Below are 22982 nucleotides of genomic sequence, written 5' to 3'. Positions count from 1 at the left end.
TGCATGACTCAACTTTCCATGACTTCGTCTTCCAACGCACTGTTGTCGCTCGATCGCATCTCGCTGTCGTTCAAAGGCGTGAACGCGATCACCGATATCAGCTTCGCCGTGCGCAGCGGTGAAATCTGCGCATTGATCGGCCCGAACGGCGCGGGCAAAAGCTCGTTGCTCAACGTCATCAACGGGGTCTATCAACCGCAGCATGGCAGCGTGCATTTCGCTGGCCGCGCCTATCGGCGCATGAATCCGTATCACGCGGCGCACAGCGGCATTGCGCGCACATTTCAGAATATCGCGCTGTTTCGCCGTATGAGCGTGCTGGACAACGTGCTGACCGGCCGCAATCTGCACCGGCGCAGCACCTGGCTCGAACAGACTTTGAACATTGGCCGCGCGCGCGCCGATGAACGCGCGCAGCTCCAGTACGCCGAAGTCGTGATCGACGCGCTCGATCTGCAACGCTACCGGCACACCACCGTCGGCACGCTGCCGTACGGCGTGCAAAAGCGTGTCGAACTGGCCCGTGCCCTCGCCGCCGAGCCGCGTATGTTGCTGCTCGACGAGCCCATGGCCGGCATGAATGCCGACGAAAAACGCGCCATGGCCGGCTATGTGCTCGACGCCAACACGCAATTCGGCGTGACCGTCGTGCTCATCGAACACGACATCGGCGTAGTCATGGACCTGTCCGATCACGTGGTCGTGCTGGACTACGGCAAGAAGATTGCCGACGGCGCCCCCGCCGACGTACGCAGCAACCCGGATGTGCTGGCCGCCTATCTCGGCACCCGTCATTGAGAGACCACAGAACATGGGATTTTTTCTCGAAGTACTCGTCGGCGGCTTGCTGGCGGGCGTGATGTACTCGATGGTCGCCATCGGCTTCGTGCTGATCTACAAGGCATCCGGCGTCTTCAATTTCGCCCAGGGGTCGATGGTGCTGTTTGGCGCGCTGACCTACGTGAGCCTCGTCGAGCGGCAGGTGAACCCGGTCTTCGCGTTCGGCCTCGCGCTCGCGGCACTGGTGCTGATCGCCTTGCTGATCGGCCGCCTCGGGTTTTGTCGCATTAACGCGGTCAAGTAAAATTCGTCTACCGCAACGCATGACAAGCATGATGGCAAAGACGAACTCGCCGCGCAAGACGCTGCCCGCTGGCATTGGCAAGGTACTGAAGCGGCTGCACTACCCGCTGGACGTGATCCTGCTGTGCGTCCGGTGGTACGTGGCGTACTCACTGAGCCTGCGTAACCTCGAGGAAATGATGGCCGAGCGGGGTATCGAGGTGGATCATTCGAGCGTGCACCGGTGGGTTATCAAGCTGCTGCCGGTGTTTGAAAAAGCATTCCGCAAACGCAAACGGCCTGTCGGCAAGAGCTGGCGCGTTGATGAGACCTACGTCAAGGTCAAAGGCCAATGGAAATACTTGTACCGCGCCGTCGACAAGGCGGGCAACACGGTGGATTTCCTGCTGCGGGCCCATCGTGATAAGGCCGCTGCTCGCCGCTACTTCGAGAAGGCGATTGAACAGAACGGTGAGCCCGAGACAATTACCGTGGACAGGAGCGGCGCGAATCTGGCTGCACTTGAAGCGCTCAATGCCGAGCGTTCAACGCCGATCAAGGTCCGGCAAAACAAATACCTGAACAACGTCGTCGAGCAGGATCACCGGGCCATCAAACGCATCATCAAACCGATGATGGGGTTCAAGGATTTCCGGTGTGCGCGCATCATCCTGTCTGGCATAGAGATCGCGCACATGATTCGCAAGGGACAGATGTGTGACGATGGCGTTGCATCGACTGCAGCCGAACAATTCTATTCTCTCGTGATGTAAGCAATCCTCTTCATCTCAGGGGACTGATCATCGCATCGTCCTTACCGCGACACAACCTCTGTCGATGCCGGGCAGAAACGGCATCGAACTGATCAAGCAGATCAAGGACGAAAAGCCGGCACTGCGGATCCTCGTGCTCACCATGCATGCGGAGCAGCAGTACGCGGTACGCGCTTTCAAGGCGGGCGCATCAGGGTATCTAACCAAGGAAAGTGCCAGCGCCGAACTGGTCGCTGCTGTCACCAAAGTCGCATCCGGAGGCGTCTATGTGAGCCTCGCGATGGCCGAGCGTTTTGCGCAGAGCCTGAACGAGCCTGCCGACACGTTGCCTCATCAGCGCCTTTCCGACCGGGAGTTCGATGTGTTCCGCCGCATCGCCACAGGGCAGACCCTGACCGAAATCGCCACGGAGTTGTGTGTCAGCAGCAAGACGGTGAGTACCTATAAAACGCGTATCCTCGAAAAAATGCAGATGCCGCACGAAGCCGCGCTGGTGCGTTACGCGCTGCGCCACAAGCTGCTCGGAGAAGACGACGAAATCTAGTTCCGGGGCGGCGCACGGGCCGCATAGCTAGATCGAATCGTCACATCAATTCGCCGGTCGCGCGGCTACCTCCACCTTCGCATTCGCCGTGTGTGGGAAATTCCCTACACGCCTTCGCGCTCACCTACCCGAAGTTCGTTCGCCGCCGATTTTATTTTGAGACAGCGCGGCCGATACTTCGAACCATGAACTCAAGCCCGTCCCAGCAAGCACTGCGCGTTTTCCTCGTTGAAGACACGATCCCGATCAGACAACGGATGGTGGCGCGCTTCGTCGCAATCGACGGTGTCGAGATTGTCGGCCAAGCCGAGGAACCAGGCGCCGCGCTCGCTGGAATCGTTGCCTTTGAAGCCGACGTTGTGGTCATGGATTTTCGCCTGACCGGTGGCACCGGTATGGAACTGCTGCAGAGCATCGCGCAGAGCATGTCGCCGGTGATCACGATCGTGCTGACGAATCACTCAAGTGCGTGGTTCAGGCAGGCATGCCTCGCGGCTGGCGCGCAGTACTTCTTCGACAAGACCAGTGAGTTCGATCTTGCATGCGACACGATCACGCGGATTGCCCACGCGCGTTGTGCACGTGGCCTCAATTACACAGGAGCACATCATGTCTGACGTCGCCGAATGTTCTGAAATCACGTCGCTGCAGCGTGTCCCACTGCCAGCGTCAGGCCATTCCGCGCTCGCATCGTCACTCCCGGGTCGCCCCGCTGCGCGCAGCTCGAGCTGCTCGCTGCACTCGATCTGCATGCCACAAGGCCTGACTCCAGCCGAACTGGACCGCATGGAGTCGCTGATGTGCATTTCGCGCACGATCAAACAGGGTGAATCGCTATACCGCGCCAACGATTCGTTCCAGAGTATCTATGCGGTCCGCGCCGGTTCGTTCAAGACCATCGTCATGCATCGCGACGGTCGCGAACAGGTCACCGGCTTTCATCTGCCCGGCGATTCGCTCGGTCTCGACGGCGTATGTTCAGGCAAGCACAGCTGCGACGCGATCGCCGTCGAGGACAGTAACGTCTGCATCATCCCGTTTCATCTGCTCGAAGTCATGTGCCGCGAGGTGAAGGTGGTGCAGCAGCACGTCCATCGTCTGATGGGCGGCGAGATCGTTCGCGAGGCGACACTGATGATGCTGCTCGGCACGATGTCCGCCGACCAGCGGGTCGCCGCATTCCTGCTGAACCTGTCAGGAAGGCTCAAGACACGCGGCTACTCGCCGGCCACATTCAATCTGCGCATGACACGGGAGGAGATCGGCAGCTATCTGGGGATGAAACTCGAAACCGTCAGCCGCATGTTTTCGAAATTTCAGAAGGACGGCCTTGTCGATACGCATGGCAAACAGATCAGGATTCTCGACCTCGAAGGCCTCGCGCGTGTGTAGTCACGGACGTGATATGCATGGTGCCAGACGCGGCAGCTTCGGTTGACAGGGAGTTTTACGCGCGATCCCTTGGAAAAGGCGTGTTCAGGCGGCGCAGTTAGCCGCCTTTTTTTCGCGCTCATGCAGCGCTTAGCGGATCGATAGCACCGCGGAACCGCGGCAGCGGGCCGGACAGGCGCTGCGTGAGTTCCGTCATTCATTTAACCGCAATACCACCACCCGCGCTTGATCCGAGTCAAGCCATGCATAAGGCCATCTGACACGATGGCTTAACGACGTGATCCGACAACCGGCAGCGCATGCACGGTTCGACCGATCCGGAAAACGCGCAGGAGGCCCTGAATGAACGCACTTCCCCAGACCACGGCTTGGTCCATCGACGAGCATCAACTCGACCCGAATGCCGGCATCGAAGAAAAACTGCGGTTTGCACTGCGATACCCAGTGCTGGCTCAATCCAACCATATTGCGCAACCCTGGCACTTCATCTTCGACGGTGACTGCGTCACGCTGTGCGCGGACGTATGCGGGCGCTGCCGGTGGTCGGTCCCTTTGACCACGAGCTGATCATCAGTTGTGGCGCGGCGCTGTTCAATCTCCGCGTTGCGCTGAGCCGCTTCGGTCTTGCTTACGCGATTACGCTGTTTCCCGCGCCTGCCGACGTGGACGTGCTGGCGCATTTGCGGATCTTGCGCGATGGCCGTTGCGACGCCAGCCTTGCAACGCAATTCGACGCAATGCCGCGGCGCGGCACGACCCGCGAAACCTTCCCTGACGAGCTCATCCCGGTCGAACTCCAGTTGCGGCTCGAGGAAGCAGGCGCCGCCGAGGGTGCGGACATCGTCTGCGCCGGAAACGCGGGCATCCGCGAACGCCTGGCCACGCTGATCGCTGAAGCCGATCAGGCGCAATTCAAGGATCCGCGCTTCAGGCGCGAACTCGCGAGCTGGATCCATCGGAAACGCAGTCAGGATGGCATGCCTGCGTTGTCGCCGGGCATGCGTGTCCTGCTCGATCTAGCGGTGCCCCTGGTAGGTTCGGTGATTCGCACGTTCGACCTGGGTGGCGGCATGGCGGCCGCCCATCACACGCTCGCCGCTACTGCTGTGTATCGCCACCGGAGCGGACGATGCCGCAGCGTGGCCGGCGGCAGGTCAAGCGCTTGAACGGGTGCTGCTTACCGCCGCGGACGAGGGCATCACGGCGTCCTATCTGAATCCGCCGATCGAAGTGGCTTCACTGCGCGACACATTGCGTGCCGCCCTGAATCTGGACGGTGTGCCGCAATTGCTGCTGCGTATCGGCCGCGGTCGGCAGGCCCACATTCGCCGCGGCGTCTGCTTGCTGAAGTCGTGTCGTAGGGACGAAGCGGCCGGCTGACGGCCGCTTCAGTCGCAAAGCGGAAGTAGCCGCGGTGCAGCATGACCGGCTTGGCGCCCACTTCGTCCAGCAAACGCCGCGCCGGCCTGTTCGATCGGATAACGATGAATATCGAACGCGGCGATCAGGTCGTCTTCACGTAACGACGCTGCGCCAAAGTGATCTTCGAGCGTCTCCGCGGTAATCACGCACTGAACCCGCACGCCGCCGATCTCTGCCGGAAAGGCGATGACCAGATCGCGAGCGCAATATTCCGGACGTTCATGGGGAAAATGAATATTCATGACCGCAGCCTGAAGATAGGCGTGGCTCTTAAGGCGCCGTCATGCGAGCGACAGCAATGCCCGCGCGGCAAAGCGAAGATAGTGCCGCCACGCGTGGCACCCGTCTGTGAACAGAATAGGCCTCGTTTGCCGGTCACCCAATTTTCGCCGGCGATCAGGCTTGACTCAGGTCAAGTGACCTCTCGGGCCCGGCGCCGGAAAGCGGACGTCCGCGCGTATGAGAAAGGCGATTGATTTGAGTCAACCGCGAGAGCGGCACCGACCCTACACTGAACTCAGAACCTGTCCTGGAGCGTGTCTCGTGAATGCCCCTCACCCGCACTATCTCACTGCAAGCACACTTGCGCTGTTGCTGGCAGCAAGCGGCGCAGCGCTTGCGCAGTCCGAGCCGACGGCACTCGTCGATCAACAGCATTGCATGTTCTGCCATACCCGGGACGCGCCTTTTCTCGCACCTTCGTTTCAGCAGATTGCGGACCGTTATCGCAACGTGCCAAACGCCAGCGTGATGCTTGAGCACAAGTTGCGACTCGGCGGCAAGCCCCACTGGGGCGACATGGCAATGCCGCTGCCAGCGGATCGCGGCGGCCCGTTGACGCCCGAAGATGCTCACACGTTGATTCAGTGGGTTTTGAGTCAATAGCCATCCAGTTCGTTTGCACCTATTCGTGAATTGTACGGAGAATCTCATGCGCCTCACCATCCACCTCGACACGTTCGACCGTGTCAATCCGATGGCATTCGCCATCCTGTGGCTCGACAATGAAACACGTCAATGGTCACGCGAGGGTCATATGGGGCTCGAACTGCCCGAATGGGGCGCCTTGCACGTCGATTGCGGCAACACGCTCATCTGCGGACCGCACGATTCGACACCCTGCTGCGTACTCGAAGGGCTCGATCTGAATACCACGGCTGGACCATTCGAGGGCGAAACCGGACGCGCACAATGGTGCTCGGATGCGGGCAGATCGCTGATGACGGGCCATTGGCACGTGCAATGTGTCGACAACGAGAACACGGAGCCGGAAGACGGCATCTTCGCCGCCGACGACAACCCGTGAGCGTTGTCGACACTGCCACCAGCAGGAGGTGCTACTGTGGGAATGATCGCCAATCTTGACGGCGCGGGTCATGCGTACGGACTCTGCTTCGTGCGCGCGCCCTGGGCCTATTTCACGCGTTTGACGCTCGACCAGCAATGGGGCGACGGCTGGGAACGCGTGCCTTATGAAAAGCATGCCGGCCCACCTTATACAGACAATCCCAAGCAGATCCTGACCGTCGCCTTCGATGGTCCGCTGTATACGCCCGATCTCGGCTACGACGGCAAGGAGCGCAGCGCCAACGAAATCAATCGCGGCGAGATGCCTTGGCTGCGTACGCAAAGTTTTGTCGGCAATGCACCGATTCATATCATGGCGGGCGTCACGCTCGAGTCATTTGTGGAGCAGGTCGAACTCGCGGGCGGTCACGTGTTTGCGCCGCTCGGCTGGGGCGCATTGCGGCTCGAACCGAGTGAACGCGCGGCGTCATGAGATACGCCGGCTCCGGCATGCGGCGCGGTCAAAGCCTGAAGCGATCAACGTGTACTAACCGCATTACCGCATCACCCCGGCTCATTGCGCGCTATCCCAGCCTCCTCCCAACGCCACATACAGCGCCACCGTATCCTGCAGCCGTTGCGCCACGCCCTGCAACCACGCGATCCGCGCCTGTTGAAGCGGGCTTGCGCTCAAGGCGGCGAAAGCTCGGACACCGACGTAGGCACGCGCTTCACGCGCGAGGGGCTACGTGTGGTCTTCGGTCGTTGGCATCAGCAGGACGACGAAACTGGCGACGCCGGCAACCATTGCCAGCGCGCCACAGTGGATAAAGGCTGGACTGTCGAACAGCAAGCCGCGGATGGTTGCACCCAAACCCGCCAATACCGTAAAAACGGCCACCGCTGCCAGGATGATTCTGGGTTCTGCCTAGACCATGATGTCCCCCTATGCTCAAAGCACGCGATTCCGTACCGGCGTGACATTCGCGAACAGTCAATGACGAACTCATCATCGCCCCGTCGGACGTATTGCGATTGATTTGCATCAAGCACCGGCCGCTCTCTCCTCAGTCCTTCCCTTGATCTGTATCAACCGCACGATCGGCCGTGCCGTCATAGTTGACCTACACTCACGCACCTGCACCACGGCCATCAAGAGCCTTCCTTTAGGCGACTCGCCGTTTCAGGCGTCGCCTTATCTTTGATTTTCATGTGAGACACTGGATGTCTACCATCGAGCTTAATCAACTCAACACTACGGCGCCGCAAATCCCCGCGCTCAAGCACGCAACCATCGACGGCATGGAGGCTTACCATGCTCTCGTGGCAGAGGCCGAACGCGATCACGAAGCGTTCTGGGCACGCCTTGCCAGAGAGCATCTCGAGTGGCGCCGACCATTCACAAAGGATCTGTCAAGTTGACGGGCGTAGCGAACCTGCGTGGCTTACGAGTAGTTATCCTTATTAGATAATTTTGTCGCCGGCGGCAGTGACAGTCCAACCATGCCACGTGGCGAAACGTTTCGGGAGCACGGCACGATGACATGCCGCGTTCATCTGATGTCTGGGCAACGCGAAGTTCTGCCGGATCGGGCCGAAACATGAGAGAAACGCCTGCGCGCGACGCGCATCGCGAAAGCCGCACATCTGGCGTTCGCGCCTGCGGGTCGGCTTGTGGCTGTTCTCTGCACGGCTGTTCACGCGTGCAGTCGCTTTGACGAAGACGTGCTTCACATGAGCGAGCTCCGGAATGTCAGCCTTCGCCGCCGGATAGCTGCGCAACTGGTCGGTAACGATCTTGCGCGGCACCGGGTTTGAACGCAACACCCTCCGGAAGAAGCGGTTTGCCGCGGCCTTGTCGCGCCGCTTCTGTACCAGCACGTCGAGTTCAGCACCATGCTCATCGACCGCTCGCCACAACAGATACGGCTCACCGCGCAGAGTCACGAACATTTCGTCCAGATGCTATGCGCTGCCCGGCTTGCGCCGCGCCGCTTTCGCGCACTGAGCGAATTTGGTGCCGAACTTGTCTACATGAACGGCCCCCTTTGCGCCAGGCTTTCGTGTGTTTTGATCGACAGGATGGGTTGCAGCTCTACATTCGGCCTTTTTGCAGTCTGCTTCACTGCGGGCCCCTTCTATGAAATCCGCTGACTCACGCCTCATTCACACCACGAGATCATTAGTCTCTGACAAGTTCTCAGGCTTGGTGAGTCCCGGTCCGACCTGTTTCGTCATCACACTCGAATGCCAATGCAACCTTGACGTTCCATTCCATGTTACGAAGCTGTCTAACGCAAAACACTAATTTTACTGTGTCACAAGATATTTGATGAAGAGCAGAACGGACATCGTCGAAGGCGTTGGGCGATGTAGGCTGCGAGCCGCCAGCGCAAGCTGGCAATCGAATCAGCCACATGTCGTTGGGCGCGCTGGGGAGCCCCGTGGCACATAATCGTCGGGTAAGGTAAAGAGGCTGCCGATGGCGAAGTTTTTTTTACCAGCGCCCTGAATCAGGCGCTGTGCAACCAGAAAACCGTAGGCCGCGATGCAAAGCGACGCATGATGGTGAAACCCACGCCAACTGCGGCCTTCGAAATGGCCCAGACCGAACTCCTGCTTCAGATCCTGGTAGTCGCGCTCGATACGCCAGCGCATCTTCGCGACACTGACCAGACGTTCGAGGGACGTCACTTCCGGAAGTGTTGCGAGCCAATATTTAGCCGGTTCAGGGTCGCCCTGAGGCCATTCAATCAGGAGCCATTGCTCATCGCGCTGTGTAGCGCGCCAATAGTCACGGTGCGATGTCCGTACACGTACAGCGGCAAATCTGGAACTCAGGATGGTGCGGGTTCCTTCGCGCCAGTTGATCATGCGGTAGGAAGAAGCATCAAGACCACGCGCAAGCGCTTTGACTGATACTGGCTCGTGACCGGGCGCACGGCGCAGCAGTTTGCGCGGCCGTCCAGGCTGCCCGATGGGCGGCTCAACACTCAGAGGTGCCGTGCCGGGAGCCCAGACGCGGGCGCTGGACTGAATGCCCACTGCGTAAGTTAATCCCAGTTCGCTGATGGCGTCACGGAAGACACTGTCGTTCCCGTAACCGGCGTCTGCCAGCACAATACCGTCAGGCGCGCCGCTTTCGCGCGCTTCACGCAGTTGTGTTGCCGCCATTTGCGGCTTGGTCGAAAACGCGATTTCATCAGGCACGCCAGCGCGCTGACATCGTGCCGGATCTTCGCTCCATTCATGGGGCAAATAGAGTTGGTATGCGACGGGCAAACTGGCGTCCTCCGTGGCGACCGACAAGCTCACTGCGACCTGACAGTTGTCCTGCTTTCCTAACTGCCCGCAGTATTGCCGTGCGACGCCTACCGAATGTTTGCCCTGTTTCGGAAAGCCGGTGTCGTCAATGATCCAGAACAGTCCGTTGGCCGGATTCATGTGTGGCAATACCCAACGCCTGACCTGCTCAAGCAAAGCAGCGTCTGACCATTCCGACTTCGAAACAAAGTGATGTAAGGACTGGTGGCGCGCGCTGACACGTTCGGGTTCAAGGTGAGCGGCCAGCGGCTCAACACTCTTACGCCGCAGCGGCAACATCAAGCCTTGGCAGTACCCCACCAGCCCTGCATTGCGATCGCTGTGTCCGAGCGCTTCACAGAGATGTTCCAGGTACTCATCGAACGACGATTTCGCGTCCATTGTTTCCTCATGCCAAATCTGAAGAAGGTTCTATAATGGCATAAATTTATGACACAGTAAAACTAAGAAGCTGTTGCGAAATTAGTTAAACATTGGCTTGAGTCGCGTCCAGCAAATCAAGGCACAAGCCAGAGACAGGAAGGCTTCATGGACATGGGCATAGCGTTCGTAGCGAATCTTCAGGCGTCGGAACGAGTGAAGCCAGGCAATCGAGCGCTCGACTGGCCAACGCGTTTTACCCAGGCCACTGCCATGGGGCGAGCCAATCTTTGCGAGTACCGGCGTGATGCCGCGTTCTCTCAAACGCTGCCGGTGCGGTTCCGAGCTGTAGCCCCGGTCGCCCTGAACGATTTGCGGTTTATGCAGTGGACGTCCCCGCTTGCCGCGAATGTGTGGAATGGCATCGACGAGTGCATCAAGCTGGGTGACGTCGTGACGGTTCGCCCCGGTCAGGATGACCGCGAGCGGGAGGCCTTTCGCGTCGACGATGAGGTGGTGTTTGCTGCCGAGCTTGCGCCGGTCCGTTGGATTCGGGCCGGTTTTTTTCCCGCCAGCATCGCACGAATCGACGAGCTGTCCACAAGCACTCGTGACAGGTCGATTTCGCCACGACGACGCAGTTCGGCCAGCAACGCTTCGTGGATGCGTTGCCAGACTCCTGCTTCTTGCCATGCCACGAGCCGTCGCCAGCAGGCGGTGCCCGAACCGCATCCCATCTCTTGCGGTAGCAGGTTCCACGCAATGCCCGAGCGCAACACGAATACGATGCCGGTTAGAACGGCTCGGTCCGGTGTCGGTTTTCGACCGGCATATTGGCGATTGCGCGGTGCTCGCGCAGGCAGCAGCGGTTCGATGAGTGACCACAATTCGTCGTCTATCAGTTCTTTCGGCATCGCTTCCTGTCAGGCAAAACAAGACAGAAAGTTAACACCAAGTCGGAAAAGTTAACAGCCCCAAAACTTAATTTCGCAACAGCTTCTAATACTACAGCCGTAGATAAAACAAAGCAGGAGGTACGCAGCCGCGGCGCCGGTAGTGACACTGCTGGGCGCGGTACTGGTGCCTGCGCCGCCATGCCGACCAGGCCAGGACGTACTCGATGGAGTGAGCTCCGCGCCATAGGAGGCGGCACAGTAGCCGGCGGATCTCCTGCACACTGAGCGGCACCGAATCTTCAGGTGTTTTTTTTGGCGCGCACCCGCAGGGTGACGAGCGCGGCATGGGCCAGCAGCGCCAGCGTGATGTGACGGTACCAGCCCTGCCATTGGCGTACCTCGTATTGATCGAGCCCGCATTCGCCTTTGGTTGCCTCGAAGCCGGTTTCGATTTCCCACCTGCGGCCCGCGACGTTGACCAGGGTTTGCCGTGTGGCTTTGCTGCGCGGGGCGTATACGACGTAATACGCATGCTCGCGTTGCTCGTCCAGGCTGCGCCGCACCAGCAGGTAATGCCCGAAGCGGCGCTCTTCTGTGGTGATCTGCAGACGCCACAGCGGAGTCAACGCCCAGTCATACAGGCGCTCGCCTTTGGCGCCGGCACCTGCTGACAGGCGTCGCCATGCCCGTGCCGGCAAGGCTTCGGCGATCCGGTCGGACCGTACGTAGTCGGGACCCTGCCACCACAGGGGTTCGTTCTTCGCGACGGCCAGTACGAAAGACTGGCCGCGCGACTCGAGCCACAGCCGCAGGTGACGGTCGCCGCCGTAGACTTCATCACCCGTGACCCAGCCGCACGGCACACCTGCGTCCAGCGCCCGCTCAAGCATGCTGCGCGCGAGCTGCGGCTTCGTTGCAAACTCCACCGCCTTGGGAATGCCCGCTGCCTCGCAGCGCACACGGTCATCGGTCCACGCCTTGGGCACATACAGTTCGCGGTCGATAAACGCGCTGCCGCCGCGACCGGCATAGCAGAGGAACACGCCGATCTGGCTGTTCTCGATACGGCCTGCGGTGCCACTGTACTGGCGTTGCACACCGGCCGAGTGCTGCCCCTTCTTGACGAAGCCGGTCTCGTCCACAATCAGCACCGCGTCGCGCTCGCCCAGTTGTTCAACGACGTACTCCCGGAGCACATCGCGCGCGCCATCCGCATCCCATTGCGCCCGCTCGAGCAGGTGCTGCACGCCATCAGGCGTTGCTTCGCCGATCCATTCGGCGAGTTGCCAGCCGTTCTTGCGCTCGACTGTGCCCAGCAGGCCCTTCAGGTAAGCGAGAGACCGATGTCGGGGCTCGGGTCGCCTGAACAGTTCTCCGAGCCGCTGATGTAGCGCCTCCAGTTCACGCTCCCACGCTATTGCCGTCGAATGCATCGCTTTCTCATGTAGTAGCACTAAATCTTGTTAGTATAGTAAAAAATCTACGGCTGTAGTACTAACATTACAGCCGTAGTTATTTTTTCCTATACTAAGTTAGTACTACTACTTTGTATAGACCCTATGAATGAAATCGCTAAAGCGTGGGAACATGAACTGGATGTATTGCATGAGGGACTCGCCGGCCTGTTCAGACGCGCAGAACCGAGGCAGCGTTCGCTGGCATATCTGAAAGGTCTGCTAGGCACAGCCGAACGCAAGAACGGCTGGCAACTCGCGGAATGGATGGGCGAAGCCACGCCCGATGGTGTTCAGCACCTTCTCGAGCGAGCGCAATGGGATGCCGACGCGGCCCGCGACATTCTGCGCGAATACGTCGTCGAGCAACTCGGCGAGCGTGACGCGGTCCTCATCGTGGATGAAACGGGCTTCCTCAAAAAGGGCGAGCACTCTGCTGGTGTGCAGCGCCAGTACAGCGGCACGGCAGGCCGCATCGAGAACAGCCAGATCGGGGTGTTCCTCTGCTACGCAGGTAACGAGGGCAGCGCATTTATCGACCGGGAACTCTACATGCCGCAGGGCTGGATCGGTGATCGCAGTCGCTGTCAGGCGGCGGGGGTGCCCGACACGGTGGAATTCGCAACCAAGCCTCAACTCGCGCGGCAGATGCTTGAGCGGGCGCTGGCTTCGGGTGTTCCCTGCGGCTGGGTCACCGGCGATGAGGTGTACGGCGGCGACCGTCCCTTGCGGCTGTGGCTCGAGTCGCGCACACAACCATTCGTGCTGGCGGTCAGGAAGAACGAATCGCTGTGGTGGCAAGGCCCTACCTCGGTGCGCGCCGACAGGATTGCGCAAGCCTTGTCACCCCAGGCATGGCGCCGCCTCTCGGCTGGTATCGGTGCCGAAGGGCGAGCGCCTGTATGACTGGGCACTCACCCCGCTATGGCGCTTGCAAGTCAGCGCCGGCGAGCGTCGTTATGGACATTACCTGCTGGTACGGCGCAGCCTCGATGAGAAGCGCGAGCACGCGTATTACGTCGTCTATGCACCCCGCAGGATGGTTACCCGCCAGACTCTGGTCAACGTCGCTGGCAGACGCTGGGAGATCGAGGTCGGATTTGAGGCGGCCAAGGGCGAATGCGGCCTCGATCAGTATGAGGTACGTCGCTGGCAGGGCTGGTATCGTCACATCACGCTGGCGTTGCTGGCGCACGCGGTGCTTGCTGCTCTGAGGGCGCAGGCCAAAAAAAACTGCTGAAGGTTTACTCCCGCTCAGCGTTCAGGAGATCCGCCGGTTACTGTGTCGCCTGATATGGCGAACACTCCACTCCATCGAGCATGTGATGTCGTGGTCAATGTGGCGGCGCCGACACCAGTATCGCGCACAGCAGTGTCATTACCGACGACGCGGCGGGATGCCTTCAACACATCTACGGCTGTAGTACTAAGTGTCTGGATCGGCCTCACGCTCACGTAGCCTTTTTCATACGGCTTTTGATGTGCCAGTATCGCCCAGATCGTTCGGGCCATCTTGTTGGCCAGCGCCACGACCACCACGTTCAGCGGTCGGCGCTTTTGCAACTGCTCGATCCATGCGCCGGATTCTTTCGCGTGAAATATCACGCTACGGGCGCCGTGAATGAGCAGCGTCCTCAAATACGTATCGCCGCGTTTGCTGATTCCCAATAGCTCAATCTTGCCGCCAGAACCGGTTTGCCCGGGTACAAGACCAAGCCAGGCAGAGAACTCGCGGCCGGACCTGAACGACTTCGCATGCCCCATCGTCGCGACCGCTGCTGTTGCGGTTAAAAGGCCCACGCCGGGTATCGCTGCGATCGCCCTGGCTGCCTCGTCTTCTTTCATCCACACCTGCAAACGGTGCTCGATCTGGGCAATCTGCTGGTCCAGTGTATTCAGTCCGTTCCACTGTTCGCGAAGTGTATCGATAAGTATTGTCGGCAGGCGTTCGGAAAGCCTCTCCAGCACACCTGCGATAGCCCTGTCCAGCGCGGGACGACCTGTTCCCATCACCTCGCCGTATTCGGTCAACAGGCCCCGCAGGCTGTTGATCTGCATCGTGCGAAACTTCACCAGTTGTTGCCGCATCCGGTGCAGCGCCAGAATGGCCTGCTGCGCTTCGGTCTTCACGGCAACTTCCTTGCTGGGCATCTGCGTGGCCATCCAGATTGCCCGCGCGTCGGCCGAATCGTTCTTGTTACCGGTGACAAACGCCTTGACGAATCTCGCTGGCATCAGCTTCACTTGATGACCCATTTCGATCAACCGCCGGGCCCAATGTTGGGAGCCGCCACAGGACTCCATGCCGACCAGACAGGGACGGCGATTGGCAAAGTACTCGAGAAATGCCGCTCTTTTAACGGGTTTATTTACGATCTCGCCGCTGTCCGGGTCAACCCAATGAACCTGCATCACGTTCTTCGCGATATCCACACCCACGATCGTACGTTTCATGATCGCTACTCCGGTTTGCCTGGGAAGATCCTTATGATCCTCCTGCTGTGGCACTTCTATACCGTCGGCCTGTGAGTGAGGAGGCACCTCCTGGATATCCTCACCAATTGGTGGGGGCCGTTCATTCCATTCGCACCAGCAACGGATCGTTTCGTACGTGACACGACACCACGCTCAAGCAACAACTCCTCAATGTCGCGTAAGCTCAGGCTGAACCGGAAATACCAGAGAAGCGCGCAGCTGATGACGACGGCGGGGAAGCGGTGGCCGTGATAAAGGGATATTTTCTTCTTCATCACCTCATTCTACCGCCGCCTCCCCATCAACCTGACAGAGCCACCGGATGTCGTACCACGCGCGCATCACCTAGCCATTTCGGACAGTCTCTAGAGAGATGTCGTCCCTTGTGGCACGAATTACACAAGATCTGAGGTTCTCCGGATGGAGTGGCAGCCGGTCCGGCTACGGCGGTCATTCCATCGACGGCGGTTCCATCGGTCCAGCAAACAGTGCGCGGTCAAAGAACGAATCGTCCAGTTCCATGATCTCATCGTCGCCCAGTAGGATCACGACTAACTGCCGTGAACCGTTCCCGGGCACGTCTGCGACCTCCCAGATGGTTTGCTTCGGCGTTCGGTCGTCCGTAAATCGCACCCAATAGTAGCCCGGCACTACGGGTCGCGCGTCCATCCATTCCATAACTTTTACCCCCTTTAGTCTGGCGTAATCGATCGCTACAGCATTGCCAATTTTATCGCCGCGGCCTGGACGGCGGTTGCACGGAAGCATGAGTCTGGACCGCTGCGTCGACCGAACCGCAGAGTCCGGCCGCGCTGCCAGTCCGTACAGACGATCGTGCCACTCGTCGATCAAATCGTGTTATCGCGTCGGCGTCGCCGAACGGTTGACTCACAGAAACTGTCCTTTCCGAATTAGCACGGGTTTGTGCGGTAGCGCTTGCCAATTTTTTCCCCACCGCGACGCGCTGTTGCGTCGTGGCTCAAGTAGCACTATCGGCCCGGAACGCCAAAGGCAGGACAGGTTGATCTACTGGACGTCGGTGCGAGCCGGTCGGATGCTGTCGGCGAGCGATGCGGCCCATGTCGCCTGTCGGCGTGCGACGGCGTAGGAGAGGCCGCCGACGACCGAGGCTGTGTGAAAACACGTGTTGAATGCGGTCTTCTAGAAAATCGACCCATCAGATCGCGCTGTATTGGCTTGGTGGCAACTCGGGAAGGGTAAAGCGACACCCGAAAACCGAGTACTTTTGCGTTTTCACACAACCTCGACCCGTTATAGGCGTACGCTTCCAACCGGCCACCGGCCGATGATTGCCCTGAAGGCGACGTTGGTCAAGCTCACAGCAACGATCGAGCGTGAATAGGACGGCATGGCCCGATTTGGTTGGCGCATGGCTCACCAGCATCTCGCAACCCCCTGTAACGTTTCATGCAATTGCCCTGACCGCCAGATGACACAAGGCAAAACACAACCTTGAATTTAACTAACTCATCAATTAGATTGAATCAATGTACGCGAACCGCTCGCCCGCGAAGCCACTCGGCCGCCGCCCGGCGGTCGACGATTTCGACGTGCGAGAACATCTGCTCGATACCGCAACGCGGCTCTTTGCCGAACGCGGCATTGCCGCCACCACCGTCGCACAGATCGCGGCTGACGCAAATGTCACGTCGGCGCTAGTCCACTACTACTTCACGAATCGAGAAAAGTTGCTCGATGCGGTGGTCGACGAGCGGCTTGCTCTCGCAGCGGAGTTCGTCTGGCGGCCTGCTGCGGAAGACACCGCGAGCGATCCGTTCGCGCTCGCCCACGAATTCGTCGCACGCCTGTTCGACGTCACAGAGCGCATGCCGTGGTTGTCGCCGCTATGGCTGCGGGAGATCGTCAACGAGGGCGGGCTGCTGCGCGAACGGATGCTACGGCGCATCCCGTTCGACAACATCAAGCGCTTTGGCGCTCGCGTCGCGCAGGCGCAGCAGGATGGCACCGTCAATAGCGAACTCGAAGCGCTGATGCTCTTCAATTCGATACTCGCGCTGGTGATGTTGCCGCTTGCCACTGCGAAGATCTGGCAGAGCGCGCGCGGTCTGCCAGCCATCGAGCGCGACGCGTTGCGCCGCCATGTGAGTGCGCTGCTAATCGGCGGCATGCAGCCGCAACCGCGTGCGGTGCAGCCGAAGCGCCGCGTAGCTTCACGGAGCAAGTCATGACCCGGCTTTTGCGCGCCTGTGTTTGTATGCTGTTTGTCGTACTGACGCTCGCCGGCTGCTCGCGTCACGACGACAACACGTATCAGAGGTACGTGGAGGGCGAGTTCGTGTATCTCGGCTCGTCGCAGTCCGACACCGTCACGCGCGGGCAAACCGTCAATGCCAGCGCGCCCGTCTTCGCGCTCGAATCCGTCGACGAAGCCGCCGGGCTGCAGCAGGCGGAACAGCAACTCGCCGCCGCACGCGCGCAACTGGCCGACATCCAGACCGGCAAGCGTCGTCCTGAGATAAACGTGACGCGGGCGCAACTCGCGCAGGCCGTCGCCAACGCGCATAAGGCCGCGCTGCAACTCACGCGCGACGATGCGCAATATCGCGCCGGCGGCATCGCCCACGCACAGCTCGACGATCCACGTGCAGAGGCCGATGCCACTGCCGCGCAGGTCCGCGAACTGACCAACCAGGTCGACGTCGCTCTGCTTCCTGGCAGGACCCAGCAACGCTCGGCGCAGAACGCGCAGGTCGAAGCCGCGCGGGCCGCCGTCGCCCAGGCGCAATGGAAGCTCAGCCAGAAGCGAGTCAGCGCCCCGGTTGAAGGGCTCGTGTACGACACGCTGTATCGCGTCGGCGAGTGGGTCCAGGCCGGCAATCCGGTCGTGCAGATGCTACCGCCGCAGAATGTGAAGGTGCGCTTTTTCGTGCCGGAAACCGTGGTCGGCAAGCTCGCGCTCGGCCGTGCGTTGACGATCCACTGCGATGGCTGCGCGGCGGATGTTGCGGCGAGGATCACCTACCTGTCCAGCGAGGCCGAATACACGCCGCCGGTGATCTATAGCAATCAAAATCGCGCGAAACTGGTGTTTATGGTTGAGGCCCACACGTCCGTCGCCGACGCAGTCAAACTGCATCCTGGCCAACCCGTCGCGGTCACACTGCAATGAACCAGCCCGCGCCGCGATACGCGATCGAGGTACAGAAGCTCAACAAGCGCTTCGGCGACAAGCATGTCGTCATCGATGTGACGTTGCAGGTCGCGCGCGGCGAAATCTTCGGCTTTCTCGGGCCGAACGGCAGCGGCAAGACCACCTCGATCCGCCTGATGTGCGGCCTGCTGACGCCGGACTCGGGCACCGGCACGTGTCTGGGCTACGACATCGTGCGCGAGAGCTCGCAGATCAAGCGCAACGTCGGCTACATGACACAGCGCTTTTCCTATTGGGACGACCTGACGATCCGCGAGAACCTCGACTTCGTTGCGCGCATCTACGAGATGCCGAACCGGCGCGAGGCGGTCGACCGCTCGCTCGAATCGCTTGGACTGCAAAGCCGCGCGAACCAGTTGACGGGCGCGCTATCCGGCGGCTGGAAGCAGCGCCTCGCGCTCGCCGCCTGCATGCTGCATGAGCCGCAACTGCTGTTGCTCGACGAACCGACCGCGGGCGTCGATCCCGCCGCGCGCCGCGACTTTTGGGAAGAACTGCATCGGCTTGCCGCGCGCGGCATTTCGGTTCTCGTCAGCACGCATTACATGGATGAAGCCGAGCGTTGCCACAAGCTGGCGTACATCGCCTACGGCAAACTGCTCGCGCAAGGCACGGCGAAACAGATCATCGAATCGCAAAACCTCGCCACGTGGACCATTTACGGCGAGCACCTGAGCGAACTGACGGAGCAATTGCGTAAGACCCCCGGCGTCGATCAGACCGTCGTGTTCGGTTCAGCGCTGCATGTAGGCGGCAGCGACCGCGCTGCGCTCGAGGCCGCGGTCAAACAGGCCACAGAAGGTACGGCGTTACGCGTCGAGCGCATCGAAACCGGGCTCGAAGACGTCTTCATCTCCCTGATGGCCCACTCGACCGACAACTACGGAGCGCCATCGTGACCACGCGCGCACTGTTCTCGCTGACGCGCTGGTGGGCCGTCGTGCTGAAAGAGTTCCGGCAGTTGCGGCGCGACCGCGTCACGTTTGCGATGATCGTCGGCGTGCCGATCATACAGCTCACGCTATTCGGCTTCGCGATCAACACCAACCCGAAGCATCTGCCGACCGCCGTCATCGTGGGTGACGAGAGCCCCTTCTCGCGCAGCTTCATCGCGGCGATGAAGAACTCCGACTATTTCGACATCGTCGAAACCTTGCCCAACGAGGAAGCCGGCCGCCGCGCGCTGGCCCAGGGCCGTGTGCAGTTCGTGCTGAGCGTGCCGGAGGACTTTTCGCGGCGGCTGCTACGAGGCGAGCACCCCTCGCTGCTGGTCGAAGCCGACGCAACCGATCCCACCGCGACGGGCACCGCCGTCGCGGCCCTCCCCGGCCTCGTGCAAGCCATTGCGGACAAAGACATCACCGGGCCGCTCGCGCACTTGAATGGGAGGCCCGCCGCCTTCAACGTGCAGGTCCACCAGATGTACAACCCTGAAGCCATCACGCAATACGATGTAGTGCCGGGATTGATGGGCGTGATCCTGACGATGACGATGGTGATGATGACCGGCCTCGCCATCACGCGAGAACGTGAGCGCGGCACGATGGAGAACCTGCTCGCGACCCCTGTGCTGCCGATCGAGGTCATGACCGGCAAGATCGTGCCTTACGTGATGATCGGGCTGATTCAGGCGACGATCATTCTCACTGCGGCGCGCTTTGTCTTTTATGTTCCGTTCATCGGCAGCGTGATCGCGATCTATCTGGCCGCGCTGCTGTTTATCGCTGCGAATCTGACGGTGGGTATTACGCTGTCGTCTCTGGCGCAGAATCAGTTGCAGGCAATGCAGTTAACCATCTTCTATTTTCTGCCGAGCCTGCTGCTGTCAGGCTTTATGTTTCCGTTCGCTGGGATGCCGGCGTGGGCGCGCTTCATTGGCAATCTGTTGCCGCTCACGTATTTCAACTGGCTGGTCCGCGGCATCCTGCTAAAGGGGAACGGCTGGGTGGATCTGTGGCCATCGGTATGGCCGGTGGCGCTGTTCACGGTCGTCGTTTTGGGCATAGCGCTGCGCTTCTATCGGCGCACGCTCGACTAGGCGACCGGGTCGATGAAACCGCTCGCTCTTGTTTCCGTCGTCGCGCTATTCGGTTGCGCGGTTGGACCGGATTTTTTTCAAGCACCTGCGGCGCCAGATACGCAGGCCTATACGCCAGAGGCACGGCCCGTCGCGACGGTAGCCGCAAACGGCGCCGCAGGGGCGTCCAGGCGTTCACCGCTGCCCAGCACGCCACCCCGATGTGGTGGAAGCAGTTTCAATCAGAGGCGCTCAATCGTCTGGTCGAGCAGGCCATGCAGCAAAGTCCGTCGCTCGCGGAGGCCCGCGCGAAACTCGTCGAGGCGCGCGAAAACTACAACGCACAGTTTGGCGCCAGCCAAATCCCCAGCATCGACGCAAACGTATCCGGCGTGCGGCAGCAAATCGAAATCGCGCAGTTCGGAATCCCGAATGTGGAGAATCCGGGGCCGTTCGCACTGTACAACGCGTCGGTCAGCGTGTCGTATGCACTCGATATCTTCGGCGGCAATCGGCGGGCGCTGGAAGCGCTGATCGCGCAAAACGACTATCAGTCGTTCGAATTCGAAGCGGCGCGGCTCTCGCTTGCGGGGAATGTCGTCGCGACGGCGGTTCGGCGCGCCTCGCTGCAACAACAGATCGCAGTGACGCAACGTCTTGCGGACACCCAGGCGCGACAGCTAGCGATCACCGAAGGACGCTTTGCGGCAGGCGGAGTCTCGCAACTCGATATGCGCAGCCAGCGCACGCTGCTCGCGCAAACCCGTGCGTCGCTGCCGCCGCTCGCGGCGCAACTTGCACAGGTCGATCATCAACTCGCTATCCTGCTAGGCGTCGCGCCTTCGGTAGCGAATTTTGGCGACATCATGCTCGATTCGCTGCATCTTCCGGATACGCTGCCGTCGACGCTCGCACGTGAGCGGCCCGATATCCGCGCGTCAGAAGCGCAGTTGCATCAGGCCAGCGCGAATGTCGGCGTGGCGACGGCAAATCTGTATCCGCAGTTTGCGCTGTCGGCTGGGATTGGCTCAGAGCGCACCAATATTCAGGACATGGTGAGCGGGTTGAACATCTGGAATTTCGGCCTGAGTCTCACCCAACCGATTTTCCGCGGCGGCGAACTGCGCGCGAAGAAGCATTCGGCACAAGCGGCATACGATGCGGCGCTCGCCGATTATCAGACGACGGTGCTGCAGGCGCTGCAGCAGGTGGCGGATACGTTGACGGCGCTCCAGAACGACGCCCGTGAACTTCAAGCTCGTGATGATGCCGCGCAGCAGGCGCAGGCGAGCCTCGACATCGCGCACGCGCAGTATTCGGCGGGCGGGGTCAGCGAGTTTGGTCTGCTCGATACCCAGCGGCAGGCGTTGCAAACCGCGCTCGACCGCACCCGTGCGCAGGCCAGTCGGTTCGCCGATACGGCGGCGCTGTTTCAAGCGCTGGGTGGGGGCCTGGCAGGTCCCTGCAGCGCAGTAGGGGTGCCATACTCAAGCCATCGGCGGAGCATGAACAATGCCCTACCGTTGATACGCCGCACCGGCGCCGACGATCGTAGTGGCTGAACTGACGCCCGCACCGATCTTGACACTCAGGCTTTGCGTCACGCGAGCCGACAGACCCACCGCTACCGCCTGATAGCGCTTGTAGCCGGCCGTACCCACGCCGATTGCGAGGTTCTTGTTCCCCCCGTGACTACGTGCTCTCGATCCGGCGAACCACTGCAGCGGCGAACTCGCGCGTTGACGCGGTGCCTTTCAGATCGCGCGTACGGATATGGTCGGTGTTGAGTGTTTCAGCGATTGCAGTTCGTAATCGTAGGGCGAGATCACCCTGACCAACATGCTCAAGCATCAAGCCCGATGCAAGTAACAAGGAGATGGGGTTGGCCACGTCTTTACCAGCGATGTCCGGCGCCGATCCATGCACGGCTTCAAAAATTGCCGTGTCATTACCGTAGTTGGCGCCAGGCGCCATGCCCAGTCCGCCAACAAGCCCCGCCAACTGATCCGACAGAATGTCTCCAAACAGATTGGTGCACACAAGCATATCGAACTGCCACGGGTTCAGCACAAGCTGCATCGCGCAGGCGTCGACAATGATGTCATTCATTTCCACCCGACCTTCGAAATCCCGGGCAACGTCTCGAGCGGCTTCCAGGAACAATCCTGTGAGTGCCTTCAGGATGTTGGCCTTATGCACAACGGTGATCTTCTTTCGTCCGTGCTTCAAGGCATATTCGAAGGCAAATCTTGCGATTCGCGCGCACGCATCGCGTGTGTTTACCCCGGTCGCGACTGCAACCGCTTTCGGGTCATCGCCGACGGGAATGTAGTATTCGTGTGCGACATAAAACCCACCGAGGTTTTCGCGTACGAGCACGAGGTCGATCTCGTCGTAGCGACCAGGGATGATGGTATGCACGGGCCGAACGTTGCCAAAAAGCTGAAACTCTTCGCGAAGCCGAACGTTGGAGGAGCGGAACCCCTCGCCGACCGGGGTCGTCAATGGCCCTTTGAGGGCAAGCTTGTTCTTACGAACGCTCTCGAGTGTCACATCTGGTAGCGGGTCTCCACAGTGGGTGACCCCGGCGATTCCCGCATGCTGTACGTCCCAGATGAATGGGGATCCTAAAGCGTCAAGAACCTGAACCGTTGCAGCAACCACTTCTGGCCCGATTCCATCGCCGGGAATCAGCGTTGCGGGGATTTTGTGTCTCGGCGTGCTTTCCATATCAGTCTTCCAGATTAGACAGGGACAACCGTCCGTGGTTGATCGGCTATTGC

General features: G+C 60.4%; 18 protein-coding genes and 10 pseudogenes. 17 read left to right on the top strand and 11 right to left on the bottom strand.

Going from position 1 to position 22982, the window contains the following annotated elements:
* Window positions 1-3: 3 nt before the first annotated feature.
* The 7 genes and pseudogenes from HF916_RS02950 to HF916_RS02920 all read left to right on the top strand — a co-directional run bounded on the left by HF916_RS02950 (window position 4) and on the right by HF916_RS02920 (window position 5132).
* The gene (locus tag HF916_RS02950) at window positions 4-798 is read left to right on the top strand and encodes an ABC transporter ATP-binding protein (RefSeq protein WP_240975323.1); all 795 of its coding nucleotides are present in this window, start codon (window positions 4-6) and stop codon (window positions 796-798) included.
* 13 nt (window positions 799-811) lie between these two features.
* A pseudogene (locus HF916_RS02945) lies at window positions 812-1054 on the top strand (ABC transporter permease subunit); the annotation flags it as partial.
* 61 nt (window positions 1055-1115) lie between these two features.
* Window positions 1116-1835 carry an IS6 family transposase gene (locus HF916_RS02940; RefSeq protein WP_168787746.1) on the top strand — a complete coding sequence of 240 codons (720 nt, stop codon included), beginning with the start codon at window positions 1116-1118 and terminating at the stop codon, window positions 1833-1835.
* Window positions 1836-1893: 58 nt separating this feature from the next.
* Window positions 1894-2379 (top strand): annotated as a pseudogene (locus HF916_RS02935) (response regulator); the annotation flags it as partial.
* A gap of 185 nt (window positions 2380-2564) precedes the next feature.
* The gene (locus HF916_RS02930) at window positions 2565-2996 is read left to right on the top strand and encodes a response regulator (RefSeq protein ID WP_168787745.1); all 432 of its coding nucleotides are present in this window, start codon (window positions 2565-2567) and stop codon (window positions 2994-2996) included.
* Complete coding sequence (locus HF916_RS02925) at window positions 2989-3771, top strand: helix-turn-helix domain-containing protein (protein WP_168787744.1); 783 nt, start codon at window positions 2989-2991, stop codon at window positions 3769-3771. The genes HF916_RS02930 and HF916_RS02925 overlap by 8 nt, the downstream gene beginning before the upstream one ends.
* A 342-nt stretch (window positions 3772-4113) precedes the next feature.
* Window positions 4114-5132: pseudogene (locus HF916_RS02920) on the top strand (Acg family FMN-binding oxidoreductase).
* Window positions 5133-5158: 26 nt separating this feature from the next.
* On the opposite strand, the pseudogene HF916_RS02915 reads toward HF916_RS02920, so the two are convergent.
* Window positions 5159-5435 (bottom strand): annotated as a pseudogene (locus HF916_RS02915) (DUF1488 domain-containing protein); the annotation flags it as partial.
* 349 nt (window positions 5436-5784) lie between these two features.
* Between HF916_RS02915 and HF916_RS02910 the strand changes: the two are divergent.
* The 3 genes from HF916_RS02910 to HF916_RS02900 are packed head-to-tail and all read left to right on the top strand — an operon-like array spanning window position 5785 to window position 6973.
* Window positions 5785-6078: a c-type cytochrome gene (locus HF916_RS02910; RefSeq protein WP_431311388.1), complete on the top strand. Its 294-nt coding sequence runs from the start codon at window positions 5785-5787 to the stop codon at window positions 6076-6078.
* A gap of 46 nt (window positions 6079-6124) precedes the next feature.
* Complete coding sequence (locus tag HF916_RS02905) at window positions 6125-6499, top strand: DUF3564 domain-containing protein (RefSeq protein WP_168787743.1); 375 nt, start codon at window positions 6125-6127, stop codon at window positions 6497-6499.
* A 42-nt stretch (window positions 6500-6541) separates the two neighbouring features.
* The gene (locus HF916_RS02900) at window positions 6542-6973 is read left to right on the top strand and encodes a hypothetical protein (protein WP_168787742.1); all 432 of its coding nucleotides are present in this window, start codon (window positions 6542-6544) and stop codon (window positions 6971-6973) included.
* 252 nt (window positions 6974-7225) lie between these two features.
* On the opposite strand, the gene HF916_RS02895 is transcribed toward HF916_RS02900, so the two are convergent.
* Window positions 7226-7396 carry a DUF2964 family protein gene (locus HF916_RS02895; RefSeq protein WP_240975399.1) on the bottom strand — a complete coding sequence of 57 codons (171 nt, stop codon included), beginning with the start codon at window positions 7394-7396 and terminating at the stop codon, window positions 7226-7228.
* A gap of 308 nt (window positions 7397-7704) precedes the next feature.
* Here HF916_RS02895 and HF916_RS02890 point away from each other — a divergent pair, with 308 nt between their 5' ends.
* Window positions 7705-7902, top strand: a complete 198-nt coding sequence (locus HF916_RS02890) for an acetyl-coenzyme A synthetase N-terminal domain-containing protein (protein ID WP_168787741.1) — start codon at window positions 7705-7707, stop codon at window positions 7900-7902.
* 42 nt (window positions 7903-7944) lie between these two features.
* Here HF916_RS02890 and HF916_RS02885 read toward each other — a convergent pair.
* The 4 genes and pseudogenes from HF916_RS02885 to HF916_RS02870 all read right to left on the bottom strand — a co-directional run.
* Window positions 7945-8511, bottom strand: a pseudogene (locus HF916_RS02885) (IS6 family transposase); the annotation flags it as partial.
* A 378-nt stretch (window positions 8512-8889) separates the two neighbouring features.
* Window positions 8890-10185, bottom strand: a complete 1296-nt coding sequence (locus HF916_RS02880; protein ID WP_168787740.1) for an IS701 family transposase — start codon at window positions 10183-10185, stop codon at window positions 8890-8892.
* A gap of 81 nt (window positions 10186-10266) precedes the next feature.
* Window positions 10267-11078 (bottom strand): IS5 family transposase gene (locus HF916_RS02875; protein WP_168787739.1). Its coding sequence is split into 2 segments (ribosomal slippage): window positions 10267-10739 and window positions 10739-11078, totalling 813 coding nucleotides; the frame shifts between segments, so codons are not numbered across the junction.
* A 281-nt stretch (window positions 11079-11359) separates the two neighbouring features.
* Window positions 11360-12493 carry an IS701 family transposase gene (locus HF916_RS02870; RefSeq protein ID WP_168787738.1) on the bottom strand — a complete coding sequence of 378 codons (1134 nt, stop codon included), beginning with the start codon at window positions 12491-12493 and terminating at the stop codon, window positions 11360-11362.
* Between the two features lie 126 nt (window positions 12494-12619).
* Between HF916_RS02870 and HF916_RS02865 the strand changes: the two are divergent.
* Window positions 12620-13754 (top strand): annotated as a pseudogene (locus tag HF916_RS02865) (IS701 family transposase).
* 209 nt (window positions 13755-13963) lie between these two features.
* Here HF916_RS02865 and HF916_RS02860 read toward each other — a convergent pair.
* The 3 genes and pseudogenes from HF916_RS02860 to HF916_RS02855 all read right to left on the bottom strand — a co-directional run.
* A pseudogene (locus tag HF916_RS02860) lies at window positions 13964-14968 on the bottom strand (IS110 family transposase); the annotation flags it as partial.
* A gap of 135 nt (window positions 14969-15103) precedes the next feature.
* A pseudogene (locus HF916_RS50245) lies at window positions 15104-15264 on the bottom strand (IS6 family transposase); the annotation flags it as partial.
* 175 nt (window positions 15265-15439) lie between these two features.
* Entirely contained in the window at window positions 15440-15667 is a 228-nt protein-coding gene (locus tag HF916_RS02855) for a hypothetical protein (RefSeq protein ID WP_168787737.1), read from the bottom strand.
* 830 nt (window positions 15668-16497) lie between these two features.
* Between HF916_RS02855 and HF916_RS02850 the strand changes: the two genes are divergently transcribed.
* The 5 genes and pseudogenes from HF916_RS02850 to HF916_RS02830 all read left to right on the top strand — a co-directional run bounded on the left by HF916_RS02850 (window position 16498) and on the right by HF916_RS02830 (window position 21761).
* Entirely contained in the window at window positions 16498-17199 is a 702-nt protein-coding gene (locus HF916_RS02850; RefSeq protein ID WP_168787736.1) for a TetR/AcrR family transcriptional regulator, read from the top strand.
* Window positions 17196-18140 carry an HlyD family secretion protein gene (locus tag HF916_RS02845; protein ID WP_168787735.1) on the top strand — a complete coding sequence of 315 codons (945 nt, stop codon included), beginning with the start codon at window positions 17196-17198 and terminating at the stop codon, window positions 18138-18140. The genes HF916_RS02850 and HF916_RS02845 overlap by 4 nt, the downstream gene beginning before the upstream one ends.
* Complete coding sequence (locus HF916_RS02840) at window positions 18137-19081, top strand: ABC transporter ATP-binding protein (protein ID WP_168787734.1); 945 nt, start codon at window positions 18137-18139, stop codon at window positions 19079-19081. Before HF916_RS02845 ends, HF916_RS02840 begins: the two co-directional genes overlap by 4 nt.
* On the top strand, window positions 19078-20220 hold the full coding sequence (locus HF916_RS02835) for an ABC transporter permease (RefSeq protein WP_168787733.1): 1143 nt from the start codon (window positions 19078-19080) through the stop codon (window positions 20218-20220). The genes HF916_RS02840 and HF916_RS02835 overlap by 4 nt, the downstream gene beginning before the upstream one ends.
* A 12-nt stretch (window positions 20221-20232) precedes the next feature.
* Window positions 20233-21761: pseudogene (locus HF916_RS02830) on the top strand (efflux transporter outer membrane subunit).
* On the opposite strand, the pseudogene HF916_RS02825 reads toward HF916_RS02830, so the two are convergent.
* Together HF916_RS02825 and HF916_RS02820 are read right to left on the bottom strand one after the other, a co-directional pair.
* Window positions 21717-21878 (bottom strand): annotated as a pseudogene (locus tag HF916_RS02825) (YadA C-terminal domain-containing protein); the annotation flags it as partial. The pseudogenes HF916_RS02830 and HF916_RS02825 sit on opposite strands and share 45 nt — an antisense overlap.
* A gap of 13 nt (window positions 21879-21891) precedes the next feature.
* Complete coding sequence (locus HF916_RS02820) at window positions 21892-22929, bottom strand: isocitrate/isopropylmalate dehydrogenase family protein (RefSeq protein WP_168787732.1); 1038 nt, start codon at window positions 22927-22929, stop codon at window positions 21892-21894.
* Window positions 22930-22982 lie beyond the last annotated feature (53 nt).

Origin of the sequence: Paraburkholderia aromaticivorans, from assembly GCF_012689525.1 — a bacterium.
Taxonomy (GTDB): domain Bacteria; phylum Pseudomonadota; class Gammaproteobacteria; order Burkholderiales; family Burkholderiaceae; genus Paraburkholderia; species Paraburkholderia aromaticivorans_A.
Note: the sequence above shows the minus strand (reverse complement) of the source record. Positions and strands in the feature narration are given on the sequence as shown.